This is a genomic window from Nocardia brasiliensis IFM 10847 (assembly GCF_000710915.1).
GTDB lineage: Bacteria > Actinomycetota > Actinomycetes > Mycobacteriales > Mycobacteriaceae > Nocardia > Nocardia brasiliensis_A.
This window is the reverse complement of record NZ_BAUA01000042.1, coordinates 66,127-86,723: the sequence shown is the minus strand read 5'-3', so window position 1 is coordinate 86,723 and position 20,597 is coordinate 66,127. Positions and strand designations below refer to the sequence as shown.

Here is a 20,597-nt window from a genome sequence, read left to right as displayed (position 1 = left end):
TAATGTTAAACAACTTGACGTTGAGATACCTCTGCGACTAGATATTTCAACGTTGAGATTATCAATGAGGAGCGAACGACATGACCATAAGCCCAACCCCGCGCACCGGCACCTCGTACGCGGGCACCCTGGCGCTGACCGCCCTCACCCCCGTCGTCTGGGGTTCCACCTACGCCGTCACCACCGAATTCCTGCCGCCGGACCGCCCGCTGTTCACCGCGCTCATGCGGGCGCTGCCCGCCGGCCTGGTGCTGCTCGCCTTCACCCGTATGCTGCCCCGCGGCGTCTGGATCGGCCGGGCCGTCGCTCTGGGCATCCTCAATATCGGCGCGTTCTTCCCGCTGCTGTTCTTGGCCGCGTACCGGCTGCCCGGCGGTGTCGCCGGCGTTCTCGGCGCGGTCGCGCCGATGTTCGCCCTCGCCTTCGCGACCGTCGTGCTCGCGGAAAAGCCCAACGGGCGCAAGGTGATCGCCGGCCTGATCGGCGTCTTCGGTGTCGCGCTCGTGGTGTTGAAGGCCAACGCGCAGCTGGACACCGTCGGCGTCATCGCCGGACTGACCGGAGCCGCGTCCATGGCGGCGGGCACCGTGTTCACCCAGCGCTGGGGGCGGCCCGAGGGGGTCGGCCCGCTGGTGCTGACCGGCTGGCAGCTGACCGCCGGCGGCCTGTTCATCCTGCCGCTGGCCCTGCTCGTCGAGGGTGCGCCGCCCGCGCTGGACGGCCGCGCCATCGGCGGCTACCTGTACCTCGCCGTGATCGGAACCGCCGTGGCCTACTGGCTCTGGGTGCGTGGCATCTCCAAGGTGCCCGCCACCTCGGTCGCCTTCCTCGGACTGCTGAGCCCGGTGTCGGCCGCGGTGATCGGGTGGATCGCGCTGGGGCAGGCGCTCGGCCCGCTGCAGGTGGCGGGGCTGGTGATTGCGCTGGCCGGCACCGTGTACGGCCAGCTCGCCGGACGCCCGAAGCCCGCGGCGGTCGTCGCGGCCCCCGCCCCCGTGCTGGTCGAGTCCCGCTGAAATCCGCCAGATAATCAGGGTTGACCTTGACGTAGCGTCAACTTGCATGCTGGATACACCGACGAGAAAGAAGGGAGAAGGTCGTGCGCACCGAATGGTCCATCCAGGATCTGGCCAAGGCGGCCGGTACCACCAGCCGCACGCTGCGCCACTACGGGCAGCTCGGGCTGTTGCCGCCGAGCCGGATCGGCACCAACGGTTACCGCTTCTACGACCAGGACTCCCTGGTGCGGTTGCAACGCATCCTGCTGCTGCGTGAACTCGGCCTCGGCCTGCCGGTCATCGCCGAAGTGCTCGCGGGCGAACAGGACACCGGTGCCGCACTGCGCACGCACCTGGAACTGCTCCGGCAGGAACAGGATCGGATCCGGCGCCAGATCGAGTCGGTGCAAACAACGCTGCACAAGACGGAAAGAGGTGAACAACTCATGGCAGCAGAGGTTTTCGACGGCTTCGACCACACGCAGTACAAGGACGAGGTGATCGAGCGCTGGGGTAGGGAGGCCTACGACAGCGGTGACAAATGGTGGCGCGGACTCACTGCGGAACAGAAGCAGGCGCATATGCAGGCCGCCAAGGACATCGCCGCGGATTACGGCAGGGCACATGCCGCCGGGCTCACCCCCGACAGCCCCGAGGCCCAGGCGATCACCGCCCGCCACCGCGCCTGGATCGGCGACGGCTGGCAGGGCCGGGCCGTGGTGAAGGAGGCATTCATCGGACTCGGCGAGATGTACGTCGCGGATCCGCGCTTCGGCGCGAACTACGACGTGCACGGTGCGGGGACGGCGGAGTTCGTCCGGGACGCCATGCGGGTCTACGCGGAGACACAGCTGTAGATCGAGCTGGGCCGACGGCCGGTGCGCATAATGATGCGTGCCGGCCGTTTCGGTGCGGTCGACCGAAAGGGGGCCAGACATGGCAGAGGCCGAGCCGGGTACACGCACCTCGGAACCCGGTGGCGTGGTCGCGACCGTCGCGGGGGTGCTCGCACTCTGCACCGCCCTGTTCCAATTGTGGGGTGAGCGGGCGGTGTTGAACGCCCTGCGCCATCAGCCGCCGCATATCGACAAATCGCTCGCCGCGTTCTCGATCGTGGGTGCGTTGCTCGCCGCGCTCGCCCTCGGGTACGGCGCTGTCCTGCTGTTGCGCCGCAACGAGACCGGTCGCTACATCCTGATCGTCACCTCGGGCGTGCTGACCGTGACAGCCCTTGCCGCCCTGGTGGTTTCGCTCACCGGATACCAGCCCGACTACGGCATCGATTGGGTTCCGGCACAAAGCCGGGTGTTCGAAACCGTCAACGGCCTGTTCGGCGGGCTCATCGGCAGCCTGACCGCGCTGCTGCACCGCGAATGGATGGCGGCTCTCGCCGCCGCGGTCTTCCCGCTCGCGGTGTTCCTGTTCGCTTCATCCCGCTACACCGCCCGCTGGCTCGAGTTCACTGCGCCCCGACGTCGCGCCGAGCGAACGAACTACGCAAATCTCGACGCCTGACCCAGCGCCGCTGCCCTGCGCAGGGCTCGATCGACAGCCCTGCACCCGGTAGGGTTCCCTCGTATCGCGAGGGGGGTTCGATGAACGATCCATATGGCCGACCCGGTAATTACTTCCCGCCGCCGGTGCCGCGCCCGTCATCCGAGGTGCTGGCAGGTCTGGCCGCATGCGTCGGCGGTCTCACTGTCTGCGGTGGCGCACTGCTCGGCGCGCACGTGTTGCGGACGGTAGACAGGATCAAGAAGCCGACAAGCGGCGACCGCACGTTCCTGGAGACCTACGACGCCTGGAAACTCACCGCGGACGTCCATTTCGGGCTGGAAATCCTGCTGGTCGTTTCCGCGTTCATGGCCGGGGTCCTCGCGCTGGGCGGCCTGCTGTACCTCAGCGGCAAGCCGCTCGGCCGCCCGCTGCTGCTCATCGGAGGCGTCTGGACTTTCGTCGGGGGCCTGATCAACGTGGTCTACGGCGGCGAGCGCGGTTTGGCCGTCGACGCGGAATTCTCCTTCCTGGTGCTCGTCTGCGGCGCGGTCGTCGCCTTGACCGCCACGGTCCTCGCCCTCGCGACGCCGCCGGTGACCTCCGTCCGGCCCGTACCGCAACCCTTCCCAGCACCGCACCCACACCCGAACCCGCAAGGCGGACAACCCCACCAGCCGACCCGGCCCTGACCGCCGCGCATCTTCCATTGCCCCGCGCGCGTGTCCTTCGAACGACACCCGCGCGGCGCGACGAAATGCGCGCGGCAACGGGTGACCGATCAGTGAACCGCCGACGCCTTACCGGTGGCTCCATGATCGGCGAATTCCGGGCGAAATTCGGGTGGCGGGGACGCGAAAGCGGGCCGGGACAGGGGCCGGTTCCGTGCTCCTCGCGACTCCACCCGGGGCCCGCGCGGACTTCGGATACTCTGGGCTCCCGTGACCGTCGCATCGTCCCCGGGTACCTCCGCCAACTCCGCACAGTACGACCTGATCGTCGTCGGCTCCGGCTTCTTCGGCCTGACCGTCGCCGAACGCGCCGCCTCGGTGCTCGGCAAACGCGTTCTAGTGCTCGACCGTCGCTACCACATGGGCGGTAATGCCTATTCGGAACCGGATCCGGATACCGGCATCGAGATCCACAAGTACGGCGCGCACCTGTTCCACACCTCGAACAAGCGCGTGTGGGACTACGTCACCCAGTTCACCGAGTTCACCGGCTACCAGCACCGGGTCTTCGCGATGCACAAGGGCCAGGCCTACCAGTTCCCGATGGGGCTGGGCCTGATCTCGCAGTTCTTCGGCCGCTACTTCACGCCGGAGGAGGCGCGCAAGCTCATCGCCGAGCAGTCCTCGGAGATCGAGACCAAGGACGCGCAGAACCTGGAGGAGAAGGCGATCTCGCTGATCGGGCGCCCGCTGTACGAGGCGTTCATCCGTGACTACACCGCCAAGCAGTGGCAGACCGACCCGAAGGAACTGCCCGCGGGCAACATCACCCGGCTGCCGGTGCGCTACACCTTCGACAACCGCTACTTCAACGACACCTACGAGGGCCTGCCCAAAGAGGGCTACACGAAGTGGCTGGAGAACATGGCCGCCTCGGAGCTCATCGAGGTGCGGGTGAACACCGATTGGTTCGAGGTGCGCGAGGAACTGCGCGCGGCGAACCCGGACGCGCCGGTCGTCTACACCGGCCCGCTGGATCGCTACTTCGACTACCAGGAGGGCGAACTCGGCTGGCGCACCATCGATTTCGAGACCGAGGTACTCGAGACCGGTGACTACCAGGGCACCTCGGTGATGAACTACAACGACGCGGACGTGCCGTTCACCCGGATCATCGAGCCGCGCCACTTCCACCCGGAGCGCGACTACCCGAACGACAAGACGGTGATCATGCGCGAGTTCTCCCGCTTCGCGCAGACCGGCGACGAGCCGTACTACCCGATCAACACGCCGGAGGACCGCGCCAAGCTGGCCGCCTACCGCGCGCTCGCGAAGAAGGAAACCGCAACGGAGAAGGTCCTTTTCGGCGGCCGCCTGGGCACCTACCAGTACCTGGACATGCACATGGCGATCGGTAGCGCGCTGAGCATGTTCGACAATGTGCTGCGGCCGCACCTGGAGACCGGCGCCCCGCTGACCGCTGAAAGTGCAGAATGACCTCCCAATCCCTTTTGGACGATATGGCCACCGAGACCCGCGCGAAGTCGCTGCTGCAACGGATCATCCTGCCCCGGCCGGGTGAGCCGCTGGATGTGCGCACCCTGTACGTCGAGGAATCCGCCACCAACGCCCGGCGCGCGCACGCCGCCACCCGGACCTCGCTGTCCATCGGCGCGGAGTCCGAGGTGTCGTTCTGCACCTACTTCAACGCGCTGCCCGCCAGTTACTGGCGCCGCTGGAGCGTCCTGTCCGCGGTGGTGCTGCGGCTGGAACTGGCCGGGCACGGCCGGGTCGACGTGTACCGCTCGAAGGCGGACGGTTCGCGAATCCACGTGCAGGGCAAGGAATTCGCCGTCGCGCCCGGCACCGAATCGGTGTCGGTGGAGTTCGAGACCGATCTCGGCCCGTTCGAGGACGGCGGCTGGATCTGGTTCGACATCACCTCCGACACCGCGGTCACCCTGCTGGCCGGCGGCTGGTACGCGCCGATCGAGGCGCCCGGCACGGGCTCCATCGCGTGCGGCATGCCGACCTTCAACCGGCCGACGGATCTGGTGCAGACGCTGCGCGCACTCGGCTCCGACCCGCTGGTGCTCGAGCAGGTCGCCGCGGTGATCGTGGCCGATCAGGGCAACCGCAAGGTGGTCGACGAACCCGGTTTCGCCGAGGCGGCCGCCGTGCTCGGGGACCGCTTGGTGATCCGCGACCAGCCGAACCTCGGCGGCTCCGGCGGGTACAGCCGGGTGATGTACGAGGCGTTGAAGAACACCGACGCCGAGTACATCGTCTACATGGACGACGACATCGAGATCGAGCCCGACTCGATCCTGCGCGCGCTGGCCTTCGCCCGGTTCGCCAAGTCGCCGATGCTCGTCGGCGGTCAGATGCTGAACCTGCAGGAGCGTTCGCACCTGCACAGCATGGGCGAGGTGGTGGACCGCGGCATCTTCATGTGGACCTCCGCGCCGAACGTCGAATACGACCACGACTTCGCCAAGCACCCGCTCAAGGACCGTGACAACTCAAAGTTGCTGCACCGGCGCATCGACGTCGATTTCAACGGCTGGTGGACCTGCGTGATCCCGCGGCAGGTCGCCGAGCAGATCGGGCAGCCGTTGCCGCTGTTCCTGAAGTGGGACGACGTCGAATACGGTCTGCGCGCACGCGACCACGGCTACCCGACGGTCACCCTGCCCGGTGCCGCGGTCTGGCATATGGCGTGGAGCGACAAGGACGACGCGATCGACTGGCAGGCCTACTTCCACCTGCGCAATCGCCTGGTCGTGGCCTCGCTGCACCTGCCGGGCAACGGCAAGGCGATGGTGGTCAACACGATCAAGGCGACGCTGAAACATCTGCTCTGCCTGGAGTATTCGACGGTCGCCATCCAGAATCTGGCCATCCGCGACTTCCTCGCCGGGCCGGAGCGGCTGTTCCAGCTGCTGCCGAGCGCGCTCGGCGCGGTGCACGCGCTGCGCAAGCAGTACCCGGACGCGGTGATCCTGCCCTCGTCCACCGAGCTGCCGCTGGCCAGCCACCTCGAGGTGGGCGCGGTCGCCGAACCGGCCAACCCGATCGCCAAGGTGGTCCGGCTGGCCAAGGGCGTGCTGCACAACCTGCGTCCGGCGCATGCCCAGCATCACGAGACCCCGCAGCTGAACGTCCCGACACTGGACGCGCGGTGGTTCTTGCTGTCGCAGGTCGACGGGGTTACCGTCACCACCGCCGACGGACGTGGCGTGGTCTACCGCAAGCGTGACCCGCGCCAGGCCCTCGGCCTGTTCAAAGAAGCGATGCGCCTGCGCAAGGAACTGGCCGCGCGCTTCCCCGAGATGCAGCAGCGCTACCGCGCCGCGCATCCGCAGCTGACCAGCACCGCGGCCTGGGAGAACGCCTTCGGCCTCGGTGCGCAGACGAAGGGCGAGAAGTCTTGAGTTCGGGTGCAGTCGACAACACGGCGGTGAATCAGCCGCTGCAGAGTTCGAACGGGCACGGCGGGCCGGTCTCGGCGGTGCCGTCGAGCACGCAGGTCCCGGCCGAGGTGAAGATTCTCAACGCGGTGCAGGCCAAGATCGCCACCCCCGAAGTGATCAAGGCCGCCCGCGGGATGTCGCACTTCGGTGAGCACGCCCTCGGCTGGGTCGCCGTCGCGGCCGCGGGGTGGGTCGTGGACAAGCCGCGGCGCAGGCAGTGGGCCGGGGTGGCGGTGGGCGCCGTCGGCGCGCACGCGGCCTCGATCGTGATCAAGCGGGTGGTCCGCCGCCCGCGGCCGAACGATCCTTCGGTGCAGGTCAACGTGTCGACGCCGAGCAAGCTGAGCTTCCCGTCCTCGCATGCCACCTCGACCACCGCGGCGGCCGTGTTGCTCGGCAGATTGACCGGGCTACCCTTGCCTGCGGTGCTCGTGCCGCCGATGCTGCTCTCCCGGGTTGTCCTCGGGGTGCACTATCCCTCCGATGTGCTCGCCGGTTCCGCACTCGGTGCCGCGTCCGCCGCCGTTGTGCTTGCCGCCGAAAAGAGACTCGATGACCGCACAAGAAAGAGCACTGGTAAGTGACCATGAGGGAGCGCAGCGAGCGAATCATGACACAGCGCGCGTCGCGCATGACGGAGCCGAGCGTCAGCGAGGTGGCGTCATGAGTGAAGAGCCAACCGGAGCCGACCTAGCGGAAGCGGTCGTCAAGGGTCCGCCGAAGACGTTGGCCGGTGGGCTGTTCAAGGCGATCCGCCCGCGGCAGTGGGTCAAGAACGTCCTGGTGCTCGCGGCCCCGCTGGCCGCGGGTACGGCGAACGAGATCGACGTGCTCGCGCACGTCGGCATCGCGTTCGTGGTCTTCTGCATGGCGGCCTCGGGCATCTACCTGGTCAACGACGCGCTCGACGTGGAAGCCGACCGCGCGCATCCGACCAAGCGGTACCGGCCGATCGCGGCCGGCGTGGTCCCGGTCAACCTCGCCTACGCGCTGTCGCTGGTGCTGCTCGTCGGCTCGATCGCCGGATCGTTCCTGGCCTCTTGGCATCTCGCCGTGGTGATGGCGGTCTACATCGGCATCCAGCTGGCCTACTGCTTCGGCCTCAAGCACCAGGCGGTGCTGGACATCTGCATCGTGTCCTCGGGCTTCCTGCTGCGTGCGGTCGCCGGTGGCGCGGCCGCGAATATCGATCTGTCGCAATGGTTCTTGCTGGTCATGGCATTCGGCTCGCTGTTCATGGCGGCCGGTAAGCGCTACGCCGAACTGCAGATCGCGTTGGCCACGGGCGCCAAGATCCGCAGGTCGCTGGAGTACTACACGCCGACCTATCTGCGATTCGTCTGGACCCTCGCGGCGACCGCCGTCGTGGTGTTCTACGGTCTGTGGGCCTTCCAGCAGGACAGCCTGAAAGACACCAATTGGTACGCAATCTCTATGATTCCGTTTACCATCGCAATTCTGCGTTACGCGGTCGACGTCGATGGCGGCCAGGCCGGTGAACCTGAAGAGATCGCGCTGGGGGACCGCGTCCTCCAGCTCCTCGCAATCGCCTTGATCGGAGCGGTAGGTGTCGCTGTCTATCTCACCTGACGAGATGTTGGTAGCGGGAGTGCAGCGTTCGGAGAACGCGAACGACGGGCCGGCTGAGCAGCCGGCCCGCTCGGCGTCGCGGTTCGCCCGGCTATCCCGAGCCACGTTCGTCGGTGGGATCGTGCTCACCGTCGTCCTTTTCGCCGTCGGCGGCTGGCAGCGTCGCTGGATCGCCGACGACGGACTCATCGTGCTGCGCACGGTGCGCAATCTGCTGGCAGGCAACGGCCCCGTCTTCAACATGGACGAGCGGGTCGAGACCAACACCAGCACCGCGTGGACCTATATCGTCTGGTTCTTCAGCTGGCTCACTCAGGCCAGGCTCGAATACGTCGTGCTCGGTGTGGCTTTGACGCTCTCGCTCGCGGCGATGGTGTTCGCCATGCTCGGCACCGGCCGGCTGTGGGGCGGCACGAAGTCCGGACTGCTGCTGCCCGCGGGCGCGCTCGTCTACATCGCGGTGCCGCCCGCGCGCGACTACGTCACCTCGGGCCTGGAGAGCTGCCTGGTCATCTGCTGGCTCGGCCTGCTGTGGTGGCAGCTGGTGCGCTGGAGCCAGGCCGAGCGGGTGCGCCTGCCCGGGCTGTTCGGCCTGGTGTTCCTCGCCGGACTCGCGCCGCTGATCCGGCCCGAGATGGCCGTGGTCGGCGGCCTGGCGCTGCTGATGATCTTCCTCGCCCCGATGCCCGAGTCGAAGCTGCGCCCGATCGTGTTGCGCGCCTTGATCATCGCCGTCGCGGGTGTGCTGCCGCTGGGTTACCAGATCTGGCGGATGGGCTACTACGGCCTGCCCTACCCGAACACCGCGGTGGCCAAGGACGCCGGTGGCGCGAAGTGGGGACAGGGCTTCACCTACCTCTGGGATCTGGTCGGCCCGTACTACCTGTGGGTACCGCTGCTGGTGCTGCTCGCCGCGGGTGTCGTGGCGGCGCGCTCCCGTCCCGCGGCCGCGCCCGCCGGACAGCATGCCACTCCCGACGAACCACAGCGTCGCAGCGTGCGCCGGGTGCGCGAGTGGCTGCGGTCGCCTGCCGCCGTGGTGACCCTGGTGCTGTTCAGCGGATTCGTCCTCACCGTGTACGCGCTGCGCGTCGGCGGTGACTTCATGCACGGCCGAATGCTGTTGGCGCAGTTGTTCTTGCTGCTGCTGCCGGTCGCGGTGGTGCCGGTCCGGTTGCCGCAGGGCGGCCTGCGCGCGGCGACCGCGGCCGACTGGTCCTTCGTCGTGGTGCTGTTCGCGCTGCTCGGCACTGCGGGCTGGGCGCTGTTCGCGGCCAACACCACGGCCATCAAGACCGGCACCAAGATCAGCTCGTCCGGCATCGTGGACGAACGGGTCTACTACGTGCTCAACACCGGGCACGATCACCCGATCCTGGCCGAGGACTACCTCGACTACCCGCGCATCCGGCCGATGGTCAACGGCATCGCCGACACCCCGAACGGCGGCCTGCTGCTGAACTCGCCGTCGTTCATGTTCTGGTACATCGCGCCGCCGCCGCAGCCGATCCCCGCGGGTGGCGCCGGGCATACGGTCTACTTCCTGAACCTGGGCATGACCAGCATGAACGTGCCGCTGAACGTGCGCGTCATCGACCAGATGGGGCTGGCGTATCCGCTTGCCGCGCATACCGAGCGGCTCGTCGACGGCCGCATCGGGCACGACAAGAACCTGTATTCGGACTGGGTGGTCGTGGACACCGGCATGGTCGACCGGCACCCGTGGATGCCCTGGTACATGGACGAGAAGTGGGTGACCCAGGCGCGCACCGCGATGTCCTGCCCGGACACCCAGGCGCTGCTCATCTCCTCCCGGGAACCGCTCACCTTCGAGCGCTTCCGGCACAACCTGAAGAACGCGCTGCGTTTCGCCGAGTACCGGATCGATCGCGTGCCGAAGTACGAGATCGAGCGCTGCGGTCTGGTCGATCCGTTCCCCAGGCCGCCGCAGCCGCCGCGCTGACGCAATTCCGCCACGGTGGCACATTGCGGCCACCCAAGGACGTACCCACTGGGCCCACCGTTCACAGGGGGCCCAGTGGTCGCATTGGCGAGGCTCTACAACGTGGCGTCCACCGCTTAGTCTCGTTTCGATAACGCCCCCGCAACGATGAAGCGCTACGCTGCGAAAGTACGCCCGTCATGACGTCAACTTGTTGTGGGCATCGGCGGGTCATCGTGAGACACGGCCGATGCCGTTGCGTGAACGAGAGGTCGAAACTGATGCGAGGCGTGTTCGGGCGTCTGAATACTCGAAGAGCCGGATCGTGGCTGAAGCGTTCGGTGCTGGTGTCGATGGCGATTCTGCTCCCGCTCGGGGTGTCGGTGGCAGGTCCCGCCGGAACCGCGTCGGCCGCCTTCAATCCGGACGGCTTCGATTTCTGGGTCGACTCCGAGATGGGGCCGATCAAGAGCCGGGTCTTCCGCGCCGCCGACGGCAACACCGGGCGCGTGGTCTACGCGCTCGACGGTATGCGGGCGCGCCCCGACCTGAGCGGTTGGGAAGTCGATACCGAGGTCGTGCGCGAGCTGACCAAGTGGAACATGAACGTCGTCATGCCGGTCGGCGGCCCGTCGAGCTTCTACGCCGACTGGAACGGGCCGAGCAACTTCTTCGGCCTCGGCAGCGCGGGTTCCTCCTCCACCGGTTCGGCCAGCACGGGTTCGGGTAACTCCGGCTCGGGCCTGCTCTCCGGTTCCGCGGGGATGGGCAAGTCGAACACCTACAAGTGGGAGACCTTCCTCACCCAGAACCTGCGCAACGCGCTGCGTGACCGGCTCGGCTTCAATCCGAACAACAACGCGGTGTTCGGGCTGTCCATGGGCGGCAGCGCGGCGCTCACCCTGGCCGCGTACCACCCGGACCAGTTCCGTTACGCCGGTTCGTATTCCGGCTACCTGAACATCTCGGCGCCGGGTATGCGCGAGGCGCTGCGGGTGGCCATGCTGGACGCGGGCGGCTTCAACATCGACGCGATGGCGCCGCCGTGGGGCCCGCAGTGGCTGCGGATGGATCCGTTCGTGTTCGCGCCGCGGTTGAAGGCCAACAACACCCGGCTGTGGATCTCCGCGGGCAGCGGCCTGCCCAGTGGCGCCGACGGGCTGAGCTTCAACACCCTCAACGCGATGGGACTCGAGGCGCTCGCGCTCGCCAACACCCGCGCGTTCCAGGTCCGGATGCTCACGCTGGGTGCCAACAACGCCACCTATGACTTCCCGGCCGTCGGTGTGCACAACTGGACCTATTGGGCCGACGAGGTTTACCGGATGATTCCGGACATGTCCGCCAATATCGGATGATCTTCCGATAGGTCGCTTCGACGCGAACCGCCCGGTGCACCAGCACCGGGCGGTTTCTTTGTGCAGGGCGGACGTCCAACGCTTGTTTGGTAACGAATGAGAAGGGTACGGGCGCGAAAGTTGTGGCTTGGGTCACTTTCCAGCAACATAGAAGCATCCAGTACCGATTGATACACGGAGAACATGTGCTGAGGTCGATTCGTCCGATTTGCGTGGACGAGGGCTCTTGGTGTCCGATACGGGGGCCGGTGTAGATTGCCAGATATTTGCTACCCCGGCTGCCTGAACGAAAGGTCGAGTTGATGCGATTTGCCCGCTGGAGACGTGGCCCCGGAAAACCGGGCGCGACCGGTGCCTGGGTCAAGCGATCCGCACTGGGGGTAGCTACGGCACTGCTGGTGCCCTTCGGTCTGGCGGCAGCCGGCAGCGGCGCCACCGCGTCGGCGGCGTTCAACCCCGCGGCCTTCGACTTCTGGGTCGACTCGGGCATGGGCCCGATCAAGACCCGCATCATCCCGGCCCGTGACGGCAACACCAACCGGGTCGCCTACGTGCTCGACGGCATGCGGGCGCCGGAGCACCTCAACGGCTGGGAGATCGAGACCAACATTCCCCAGCAGCTGGCGGACTGGAACATCAACGTCGTCATGCCGGTCGGCGGCATGTCCAGCTTCTACGCCGACTGGAACGCCCCGAGCGAGCTGCTCGGCATCCCGGCCGGCAGCGGCTCGTCCTCCGGCTCCGGCGCGCTGAACATCCTGGCCGCGGGCCCCGGCAAGAGCTACCGGTACCAGTGGGAGACCTTCCTGACCCGCGATCTGCGCAACGCGCTGCGCGACCGGCTCGGCTTCAACCCGAACCGCAACGGGGTGTTCGGGCTGTCCATGGGTGGCAGCGCCGCGCTCACCCTGGCCGCGTACCACCCGGATCAGTTCAGCTTCGCGGGTTCGTACTCGGGCTACCTGAACATCTCCGCGCCCGGCATGCGGGAGGCGATCCGCATCGCGATGCTCGACGCGGGCGGCTACAACGTCGACTCCATGGCGCCGCCGTGGGGCCCGCAGTGGCTGCGGATGGATCCGTTCGTGTTCGCGCCCAACCTCGTCCGCAACGGCACCAGGCTGTGGATCGCGGCGGCGAGCGGCCTGCCCACGGCGCAGGACGGACCGAGCTTCAACACATTGAACGGTATGGGCCTCGAGGCGCTGGCACTGGCAAACACGCGCGCTTTCGAGGTCCGGATGGCCACCCTGGGTGGCGGCAACGCCGTCTACTCCTACCCGGCGTTCGGTATCCACGCGTGGAACAACTGGATCGACGAGGCCAATCGCATGATCCCGGACATGTCCGCCAACATCGGCTGACACCCTCGACCCGACGGACCGCCCGGCGCTACGCAGCGCCGGGCGGTCCGTCGTTTACGCAGTTGTTGTCTGAATGGTCGCTGGCGTAGGAATGCTGCGCGTGGCAAACATTGCGGTCGTCGTCCTTTCACTTCTTCGGCAAATGTCTGGCTTTGTCACGATCCGGCATCGCCGTGCGTTTTCGAAACCGCATTTCGCGCGAAACTGCATATAGAAGAGCGATAAAATCGAGAACTTCGTATGGCAGTCTTCGGTCCCGAAGTGTCGATCTCTGTGCACAACAGTTGCGGTCAATGGCGAGCGCGCGGTGAAAGGTCGGATCGATGCGAGCAGGCGGAGTGCGCGGGATAGTTGCCGGACGGCCCGCGCGGGCGGATCGGCGCTGGCTGCGACGCGCGCTGCTCGGCCTCGCCGTGACGCTGGCCCTGCCGTTCGGCGCCGCGCTCGGCGGCCTCGCCCCGGCCGCGCGGGCCGGGTTCGACCCCGCGGGCTTCGACTTCTGGGTCGACTCCAGCATGGGCCCGATCAAATCCCGGATCTTCCGTGCCGCCGACGGCAACACCCGCCGGGTGGTCTACGCGCTCGACGGACTGCGCGCCCGTAACGATCTGAGCGGCTGGGAAATCGACACCGATATCTCGCGGGTGCTGCCGAGCTGGAACATCAACGTCGTGATGCCGGTGGGCGGGCAGTCCAGCTTCTATTCGGATTGGGTCGCGCCGAGCAATACGAACGGGCAGCAGCAGCCGTACGCGTGGGAGAGCTTCCTGTCGGACAATCTGCGCTGGGCGTTGCACGACCGGCTGGGTTTCCACCCGCACGGCAACGGGGTGTTCGGCCTGTCCATGGGCGGCAGTGCCGCGCTCGCGCTGGCCGCTTATCATCCCGACCAGTTCCGTTATGCCGCTTCCTATTCCGGCTATCTGAACATTTCCGCGCCCGCCATGAAAGAGGGCTTGCGCCTGGCCATGCTCGACGCGGGCGGGTTCAACATCGACGCGATGTGGGGTCCGCCATGGGATTCGCGCTGGTTGCGCAACGATCCGTTCATGTTCGCGCCGCTGTTGCGTGCCAACGGAACTCGGCTCTGGATCGCCACCGGCAATGGCGTCAACGGACCCCGGGACGTGATCAACTCGCCGATCGACGTCTACCACCTCGGTAATGCGATGGCCCTGGAAACGATCGCGTTGGCCAACACTCGCGCCTTTGAAGCGCGGCTTAACAGTCTCGGCCCGAGCAACGCGAACTTCGTCTACACCCCGGTGGGTGTGCACAGCTGGAACTACTGGCAGGACCAGGTGTTCCAGATGCTGCCCGACCTGAGCGCGAATTTGGGGTGAGCTGACACTTCCGGCCATCAGATGAAAATTTGGTGCTCCGGCACGACAATCACCGCGCCGACGCGATAGGGTCACCGCACCATCACAGATTGCGTACGGGCGGATTTCGGCCACCTGGTTGCCTCGGCCTTGCTAAGGCTTCGGGCGTCGAATATCGTCCAGCGAGCGCAAGTGTGACCAGATCGTTGTAGCGCGGTCGCCCGTGCCGGAAAGTCGGGGTCCGGTGTGGAGCGGCGTGCGTCTCGTTGGCAGCACTGGTGTGGTTGCGCCCTCCCGGGTCGCCGACCGCACCACAACAGGCAGAAAAGCAGAAAGAGAGCAGGATTCATGCGTTTCGGCAGGGCGGCCGCGCCGATGAGAACCAAGTCGGGCCGGCGCGGCGCACCTCGTAGTTGGCGCCAACGAATTCTGGCTGTCGGTGCCGCCGCGCTGGCGCTACCGATCGCCGCCGGTGTGGCGGCCCCGATCGCCACCGCGGCGCCGGCGCACGCGCCGGTATTGCGTTCCCCCGCAGGCGGCTTCGAAGATCTGATGGTCCCGTCCAGCATGGGCCCGATCAAGGTCCAGGTGCAGTGGGCCTCGCGCGGCGGCAACGCGGCGCTCTACCTGCTCGACGGACTCCGCGCCCGCGACGACCGTAACGCCTGGTCGTTCGAGACCAACGCGCTGCAGCAGTTCGCGAACGACAACATCACCTTGGTCATGCCGGTCGGCGGCCAGTCCAGCTTCTACACGGACTGGTACGCACCGAGCAACACCAACGGCCAGAAGACCACCTACAAGTGGGAAACCTTCCTGACCAAGGAGCTTCCCGCCTTCCTCGAGGGCTACGGCGTCTCGCGCACCAACAACGCGGTGGCCGGTCTTTCGATGGGCGGCAGTGGCGCCCTGGCGCTGGCCGCGTACCACCGCGATCAGTTCAAGTTCGCCGCGTCCTACTCGGGCTACCTGAACATCTCCGCGCCCGGCATGCGGGAGGCGATCCGCATCGCGATGCTCGACGCGGGCAAGTTCAACGTCGACTCGATGGCCGCCCCGTGGAGCCCCGCGTGGCTGCGGATGGACCCGTTCGTGTTCGCGCCGCAGCTCAAGGGCCTGCCGATGTACATCTCGGCGGCCAGCGGCCTGCCGGGCCAGTACGACAACCCGAACTCGGCGGTCGGCGTGTTCAACACCGGTAACGCGATGGCGCTCGAGGCGCTCTCGCTGGTGAACACCCGTGCGTTCCAGGCTCGCCTGGCCTCGCTCGGCATCCCGGCCCGGTTCGATTTCCCGGCCACCGGCACGCACTCCTGGAAGTACTGGGAGGGCCAGCTCTTCGCCTCCCGCAACCAGATCCTGGACGCCACCGGCGCCTGGTGACCTGCTGACCGACGGCTCGGGCCGCACCCTTCTCGGGTGCGGCCCGAGTTGCTTTTCGGGACAGGTGGTTTCGCGTGGTCCTGCGCGTGTCTCCCCGAAACCTGGCCGTTACGGGGGTAGAAAGCTCTTGTGGCAGGGATTCGGCGCGGCAGATGGGGGCGACGCGAGCGTCGCGGCAGTCGTCCGGCGCGCGGGCGGTCGGTGCTGTTCGCCACCGCCATGGTCATCCCGCTCGCCGCGGGCATCGCGCCCGCGGCCGCCCAGCCTGTCCCCGACCCCGCACCCGCGGTGGATCCCATCGCGGCGGCGACCGTGCAGAAGGTGATCTGGCTGACCGACCGCCGGGTCGCGCTGTGGATCAATTCACCGTCGATGGCGGCCCCGATCCAGGTGCAACTGCTGCTCGCCCGGGACTGGGCGACCCGCCCCGACGCCCGGTTCCCCGTGCTGTACCTGCTCGACGGCCTGCGCGCCACCGACGACGAGAGTGGCTGGACCAAGGACGCGGGCGCCGTCGACTTCTTCGCGGACAAGAACGTCACCGTCGTGCTGCCGATCGGCGGTCAGTCCAGTTTCTACTCGGACTGGTTGCAGCCCAACAACGGCAAGACCTACAAGTGGGAAACCTTCCTGACCAGGGAACTGCCGCCGCTGCTCGAGAGCCAGTGGCGGGCCACGGATGTCCGTGGCATGGAAGGACTTTCGATGGGCGGCACGGCGGCCATGTTCCTGGCCGCCCGCAACCCGGGCTTCGTCAAGTACGCGGCCTCCTACTCCGGCTTCCTCACCACGACCACCATCGGCATGCCCCAGGCCATCCAGTTCGCCATGCGCGACGCGGGCGGCTACGACGTCGGCGCCATGTGGGGACCGGCGGGCGGTCCGGAGTGGGCCGCGCACGACCCGTACACCCAGGCCGAGAAGCTGAAGGGCATCTCGCTCTACGTATCCAGCGGCAGCGGTGCCACCGGCCCGTTCGACCAGGCGTCGGCCATCCCCGGGGTCAGCACCAACTACGCGGGCATGGGTCTGGAGATCCTGTCTCGGCTCACCTCGCAGAACTTCGTCACCAAGCTGGGCAGGCTGGCCATTCCGGCACAGGTGAACTACCGCCCGTCCGGCACGCATTCGTGGCCGTACTGGGATTTCGAGATGCGCCAGTCCTGGGCGCAGGCCGCCAACGCGCTCGGCGTCGACGCGGGCAAGGGCGCGTGCAGTGTCGGTGGCTCGATCGCGCCGGTGGCCGCGGCGAACGCCTGGCTCGGCGAATGCCAGTCCCCGGAGTACCCGGTGGCCGGCGGTGTGGCCCAGGACTTCCGATCCGGCCGGGTCTATTACACGCAGGCCGACGGCGCGCATCCGGTCGGCGGCATGATCGGCGGCGGTTACCAGGCCGCGCAGGGTCCGGCCGGTCCGCTCGGCTTGCCGACCGGAGACGAGCGCGGGCTGCCCGACGGCCGCGGTCGCATGCAGTCGTTCCAGCACGGCGCCCTCTACTGGACTCCGCAGACCGGCGCCCAAGTGGTGCGTGGCGCGATCCTCGACGAGTGGGGCAGGCAGGGGTACGAGGGCGGCCCGGCGGGCTATCCAATCGCGCCCGAGGTCAAGACGCCGAACCGGGACGGTGCGGTGCAGGCCTTCGAGCACGGCCCGTTCTACTACAGCGCCAAGACCGGGGTGCACCGGGTGCAGGGCCTGATCTTGGACAAGTTCGCCCAAATGGGTTACGAGAACAGCTGGCTCGGGTTCCCCGCCACCGAGGAGCAGCCGCTGAAGGATCTCGGCCGGTACAGCCGTTTCGAGGGCGGCAGTATCTACTGGAGCCCGCTGTCGGGCGCCTGGGCGGTGAAGAACGGTCCGCTGATGGATGCCTGGCAGGTGCTCGGCTATGAGAACGGCAAACTGGGCTATCCGATCAGCGACGAGTTCCCCGTCCCGGGTGGTGTGCAGCAGAACTTCCAAGCGGGCTACATCGTCGTGAAGGACGGCAAGCCCGAGGTACACGGCCTTTAGTACGGACCGGTCTGTTTCTTGACCGGCCGCGCTCCGGGCGGACTTTCCTTTAGCCTGGTGGGCGACCTCCCCCGTTTGCGAACAGATCGAGGACAGAATTCATGCAGAGGACCCGTGGCAAGGTATTCGGCGTTGTCGTGGCGATCGCCGCGACCGGCTTGCTCGCCGCCTGTGGTGGCAACGATTCCACCGCGTCGAGCACGCCGACGCTGACCCGCACCACGGCGGCAACGCAGCCGCCCGCCTCGTCCACCCCCGGCGACACCGCCTCGGCGCCGGCACCCGCCCCGGCCCCGGCGCCCGAATCCCAGCAGGCGCCGGCTCCCGCGCCGGAGCGGCCGGAGCCGATCGAGTCCGCGCCGCCCGCCGACACCTCGAAGCTCACCGACAAGGACAAGAAGTACCTCGACGCGCTGAAGCAGCAGGGTGTCACGCCGTCGACCCCGGATATCGCGCTCAGCGTCGCGGGCTACGTCTGCCAGGGCATCGCCTCCGGTGCGTCCGATCAAGACCTGATGACCTTCGTGACCGCGATGGCCGGTTCCGACCCGTCCTTCGATCCGGCGAAGATGCCGGTGGAGAAGGCCGGGCAGATCTACGTCAGCGCCGCTAAGCAGACGTACTGCCAGTGAGCCCCCGTCGCGGAACGACGTCCCGCCGGTCCCGGCCGGCGGGATGTCTGCTGCTGCTCGCGATCCCGGTGCTGATCATCATCGTGGTGCTGCTGCTGTGGTACCTGCTCGCCGGACCGCTGCGCCAGCCCAAGCCCGGGCCCAAGCCGCCCGAAGAGCCCACGTCCCAGCCCGCGGACTGCCCGGACGTGCAGATGATCTCGGTGCCCGGTACCTGGGAGTCGAACAGCAACGACGACCCGCACAACCCCACGGCGAACCCGAACTCGTTGATGCTCAACATCTCCGGTCCGGTGGCGCAGCAGTTCCCCAAGGAGCGGCTCGACGTCTACACCGTCCCCTATGTCGCGCAGTTCTCGAATCCGATCGCGATTCCCCCGGACGGGCAGCAGTCGTACAACAACAGCCGGACCGAGGGCACGCAGAACATGGCCAAGGCCATGCAGGAGCGGGCGAGCAGGTGTCCGCTGACCAACTATGTGATCGCCGGCTTCTCCCAGGGCGCGGTCATCGCGGGCGACGTCACCAGTCAGATCGCCGCGGGCAAGGGCCCGGTCCCGGCGAAACGGATACTCGGCGTGACGCTGATCTCGGACGGCCGTCGCACCGGCGACACCGGCCCGGGTCAAGCGGTGCAGGTTGGTGCGGTGCCCGCCGGCGTCGGCGCCGAGGTCGCGTTGAAGGGTCTCAATGTGCCCGGTATCACGATGACCGGTCCGCGCCCGGGTGGCTTCGGCGAACTGGCCGAGCGGACCTTCACCATCTGTGCGCAGGGCGACCTGATCTGTGACGCGCCGCGAGAGGCCTTGAGTCCGTGGAACGTCATGGGCAGCGTCGGCGCACTGGTGCGCGCGGCGGGCAATCCGGTGCACGCGCTGTACAACGGATTCGTCGTCGACGACAACGGCACCACCGCTACCCAGTGGACCGCGAACTGGGCGAACGGCCTCATCGAGTCGGCCCCGCATCCGCCGCACTCGTGAGATCTCACAGGCCGTACTCCGGTGCGTGCCCAGTACACCCAGTAGTGCCGGAGCAAGCGCGCGTCCGGCTGGACACGACGCTGTAAAGTGCGCTGGTGATCGCGACGCGGGTAACCCGTACCGAGTGTCGGGCATGACCGCCCCGCAGTGTCGCGCCCGGATTTCCTTACAGCCAGGAGCATGAGTTCATGACAGAAGCCGCCGCCCCGGCCGGTGAGTTGACCGCGCTGGGTACGCCGCTGCGCAGCTTCCGCTTCGCGGCAGCTGGTGAGGGAAACAAGCAAGAAGGTGGCGCCCGCAAGTTCATCCAGACGGCGCAGCAGGCCGAGGAGTACGGCTTCGACAGTTTCGTCGTGCCCGACCACCTCGGCGACCAGATCGGCCCGATCGCCGCGCTCGGCGCGCTGACCCAGGCCACCGAGCGGATCCGGCTCGGAACCTCGGTGCTGGCCAACGGCTTCCGCAACCCGGTGGTGCTGGCGAAGGATCTGGCCACCATCGACGTGCTGTCCAAGGGCAGGCTCGAGGTCGGTCTCGGCGCGGGCTGGAAGCAGGACGAGTTCGCCGCCGCGGGCATCCCCTACGAGACGCCCGGCGTCCGTCTGGAGAAGCTGGACGAGGCGCTGACCATTCTCGACGTGCTGCTGCGCGGTCAGGAGTGCACCTTCGAGGGCAAGCACTACCAGGTGCACGGCGTCAAGGGTACGCCGCGCCCGCGGCAGGGTCCGCGCCCGCCGATCTGCACCGGCGGCGGCGGTCCGAAGATGTTGCGCCTGGCCGCAAAACACGCCGACATCATCTCCGTCGTCCCGGTCACCACCAAGCACGGTAAAGGCCTCTTGTCGGGCATCACGATGGCCAAGACGATCGAGAAGGTGAACCTGATCCGCGAGGCCGCGGGTGATCGGTTCGCCGATATCGAGCTGAACTGGGCCATCACCGCGATCGTCATCACCGACGATCGCGAGAAGACCGCTGAGATGGCGCTTTCCGCGATCGATCGGGGGCTGCACCCGGATCTCGAGGTGGACGTGAAGCTTTCGGTCGAGGAGATCCTCGAGTCGCCCTACGTCGCCATCGGAACGTTCGAGGAAATCGCCGAGCAGATCCGGCGTGTGCGCCAACTCACCTCGATGTCGTATGTAGGGGTATTTCCCACCCAGATGGACGCATTCGCCCCCGTTATTCCCCTGCTGCGAGACGAGTGACCGGGCCTTCTCTGTAACATAACCCTGGTTTGAGTACATCTAGCCGATAGCGGTCACCGCGCAGACCGCCCAGAATCTGCAAGCTGACTCTCCGCACAGTGGGAGCAGCCAGCGGGCGAAAGCGAGTCGGGGCCTCACAGGTAACAGCGGCGTAGTCGCCGTCTTG

At 67.3% G+C, this 20,597-nt stretch carries 17 protein-coding genes; all 17 read left to right on the top strand.

The window, feature by feature from the left end; genetic code table 11:
* Window positions 1-80 precede the first annotated feature (80 nt).
* Complete coding sequence (locus NBRGI_RS08235) at window positions 81-1,016, top strand: EamA family transporter (protein ID WP_029894164.1); 936 nt, start codon at window positions 81-83, stop codon at window positions 1,014-1,016.
* Between the two features lie 83 nt (window positions 1,017-1,099).
* A complete protein-coding gene (locus NBRGI_RS08230; protein WP_029894161.1) occupies window positions 1,100-1,855 on the top strand; it encodes a MerR family transcriptional regulator in 756 nt (251 codons plus the stop codon).
* Between the two features lie 79 nt (window positions 1,856-1,934).
* On the top strand, window positions 1,935-2,513 hold the full coding sequence (locus NBRGI_RS08225) for a hypothetical protein (RefSeq protein WP_029894159.1): 579 nt from the start codon (window positions 1,935-1,937) through the stop codon (window positions 2,511-2,513).
* 80 nt (window positions 2,514-2,593) lie between these two features.
* A complete protein-coding gene (locus tag NBRGI_RS48050) occupies window positions 2,594-3,184 on the top strand; it encodes a hypothetical protein (RefSeq protein WP_158439810.1) in 591 nt (196 codons plus the stop codon).
* 249 nt (window positions 3,185-3,433) lie between these two features.
* Entirely contained in the window at window positions 3,434-4,660 is a 1,227-nt protein-coding gene (glf, locus tag NBRGI_RS08215; RefSeq protein ID WP_029894155.1) for a UDP-galactopyranose mutase, read from the top strand.
* Window positions 4,657-6,597, top strand: a complete 1,941-nt coding sequence (locus tag NBRGI_RS08210) for a glycosyltransferase (protein WP_029894153.1) — start codon at window positions 4,657-4,659, stop codon at window positions 6,595-6,597. Before glf ends, NBRGI_RS08210 begins: the two co-directional genes overlap by 4 nt.
* Window positions 6,598-6,674: 77 nt before the next feature.
* Window positions 6,675-7,220 carry a phosphatase PAP2 family protein gene (locus tag NBRGI_RS08205; protein ID WP_029894151.1) on the top strand — a complete coding sequence of 182 codons (546 nt, stop codon included), beginning with the start codon at window positions 6,675-6,677 and terminating at the stop codon, window positions 7,218-7,220.
* A 79-nt stretch (window positions 7,221-7,299) separates the two neighbouring features.
* Entirely contained in the window at window positions 7,300-8,226 is a 927-nt protein-coding gene (locus NBRGI_RS08195) for a decaprenyl-phosphate phosphoribosyltransferase (protein ID WP_029894148.1), read from the top strand.
* Between the two features lie 4 nt (window positions 8,227-8,230).
* Window positions 8,231-10,189, top strand: a complete 1,959-nt coding sequence (zomB, locus tag NBRGI_RS08190) for a flagellar motor control protein ZomB (protein WP_029894146.1) — start codon at window positions 8,231-8,233, stop codon at window positions 10,187-10,189.
* A gap of 260 nt (window positions 10,190-10,449) precedes the next feature.
* Window positions 10,450-11,526: an alpha/beta hydrolase gene (locus NBRGI_RS08185; RefSeq protein WP_029894144.1), complete on the top strand. Its 1,077-nt coding sequence runs from the start codon at window positions 10,450-10,452 to the stop codon at window positions 11,524-11,526.
* Between the two features lie 302 nt (window positions 11,527-11,828).
* On the top strand, window positions 11,829-12,890 hold the full coding sequence (locus tag NBRGI_RS08180) for an alpha/beta hydrolase (RefSeq protein WP_051727572.1): 1,062 nt from the start codon (window positions 11,829-11,831) through the stop codon (window positions 12,888-12,890).
* Between the two features lie 323 nt (window positions 12,891-13,213).
* The gene (locus NBRGI_RS08175) at window positions 13,214-14,233 is read left to right on the top strand and encodes an alpha/beta hydrolase (RefSeq protein WP_235210884.1); all 1,020 of its coding nucleotides are present in this window, start codon (window positions 13,214-13,216) and stop codon (window positions 14,231-14,233) included.
* 327 nt (window positions 14,234-14,560) lie between these two features.
* Complete coding sequence (locus NBRGI_RS08170) at window positions 14,561-15,595, top strand: alpha/beta hydrolase (protein WP_370466194.1); 1,035 nt, start codon at window positions 14,561-14,563, stop codon at window positions 15,593-15,595.
* 219 nt (window positions 15,596-15,814) lie between these two features.
* The gene (locus tag NBRGI_RS08165; protein ID WP_051727578.1) at window positions 15,815-17,608 is read left to right on the top strand and encodes an alpha/beta hydrolase-fold protein; all 1,794 of its coding nucleotides are present in this window, start codon (window positions 15,815-15,817) and stop codon (window positions 17,606-17,608) included.
* A gap of 101 nt (window positions 17,609-17,709) precedes the next feature.
* Complete coding sequence (locus NBRGI_RS08160; protein ID WP_029894134.1) at window positions 17,710-18,240, top strand: DUF732 domain-containing protein; 531 nt, start codon at window positions 17,710-17,712, stop codon at window positions 18,238-18,240.
* Window positions 18,237-19,223 (top strand): cutinase family protein, encoded by a 987-nt coding sequence (locus NBRGI_RS08155; protein ID WP_029894132.1) that lies wholly within the window; start codon window positions 18,237-18,239, stop codon window positions 19,221-19,223. Before NBRGI_RS08160 ends, NBRGI_RS08155 begins: the two co-directional genes overlap by 4 nt.
* Window positions 19,224-19,411: 188 nt before the next feature.
* The gene (locus NBRGI_RS08150) at window positions 19,412-20,431 is read left to right on the top strand and encodes an LLM class F420-dependent oxidoreductase (protein ID WP_029894130.1); all 1,020 of its coding nucleotides are present in this window, start codon (window positions 19,412-19,414) and stop codon (window positions 20,429-20,431) included.
* Window positions 20,432-20,597: the final 166 nt, after the last annotated feature.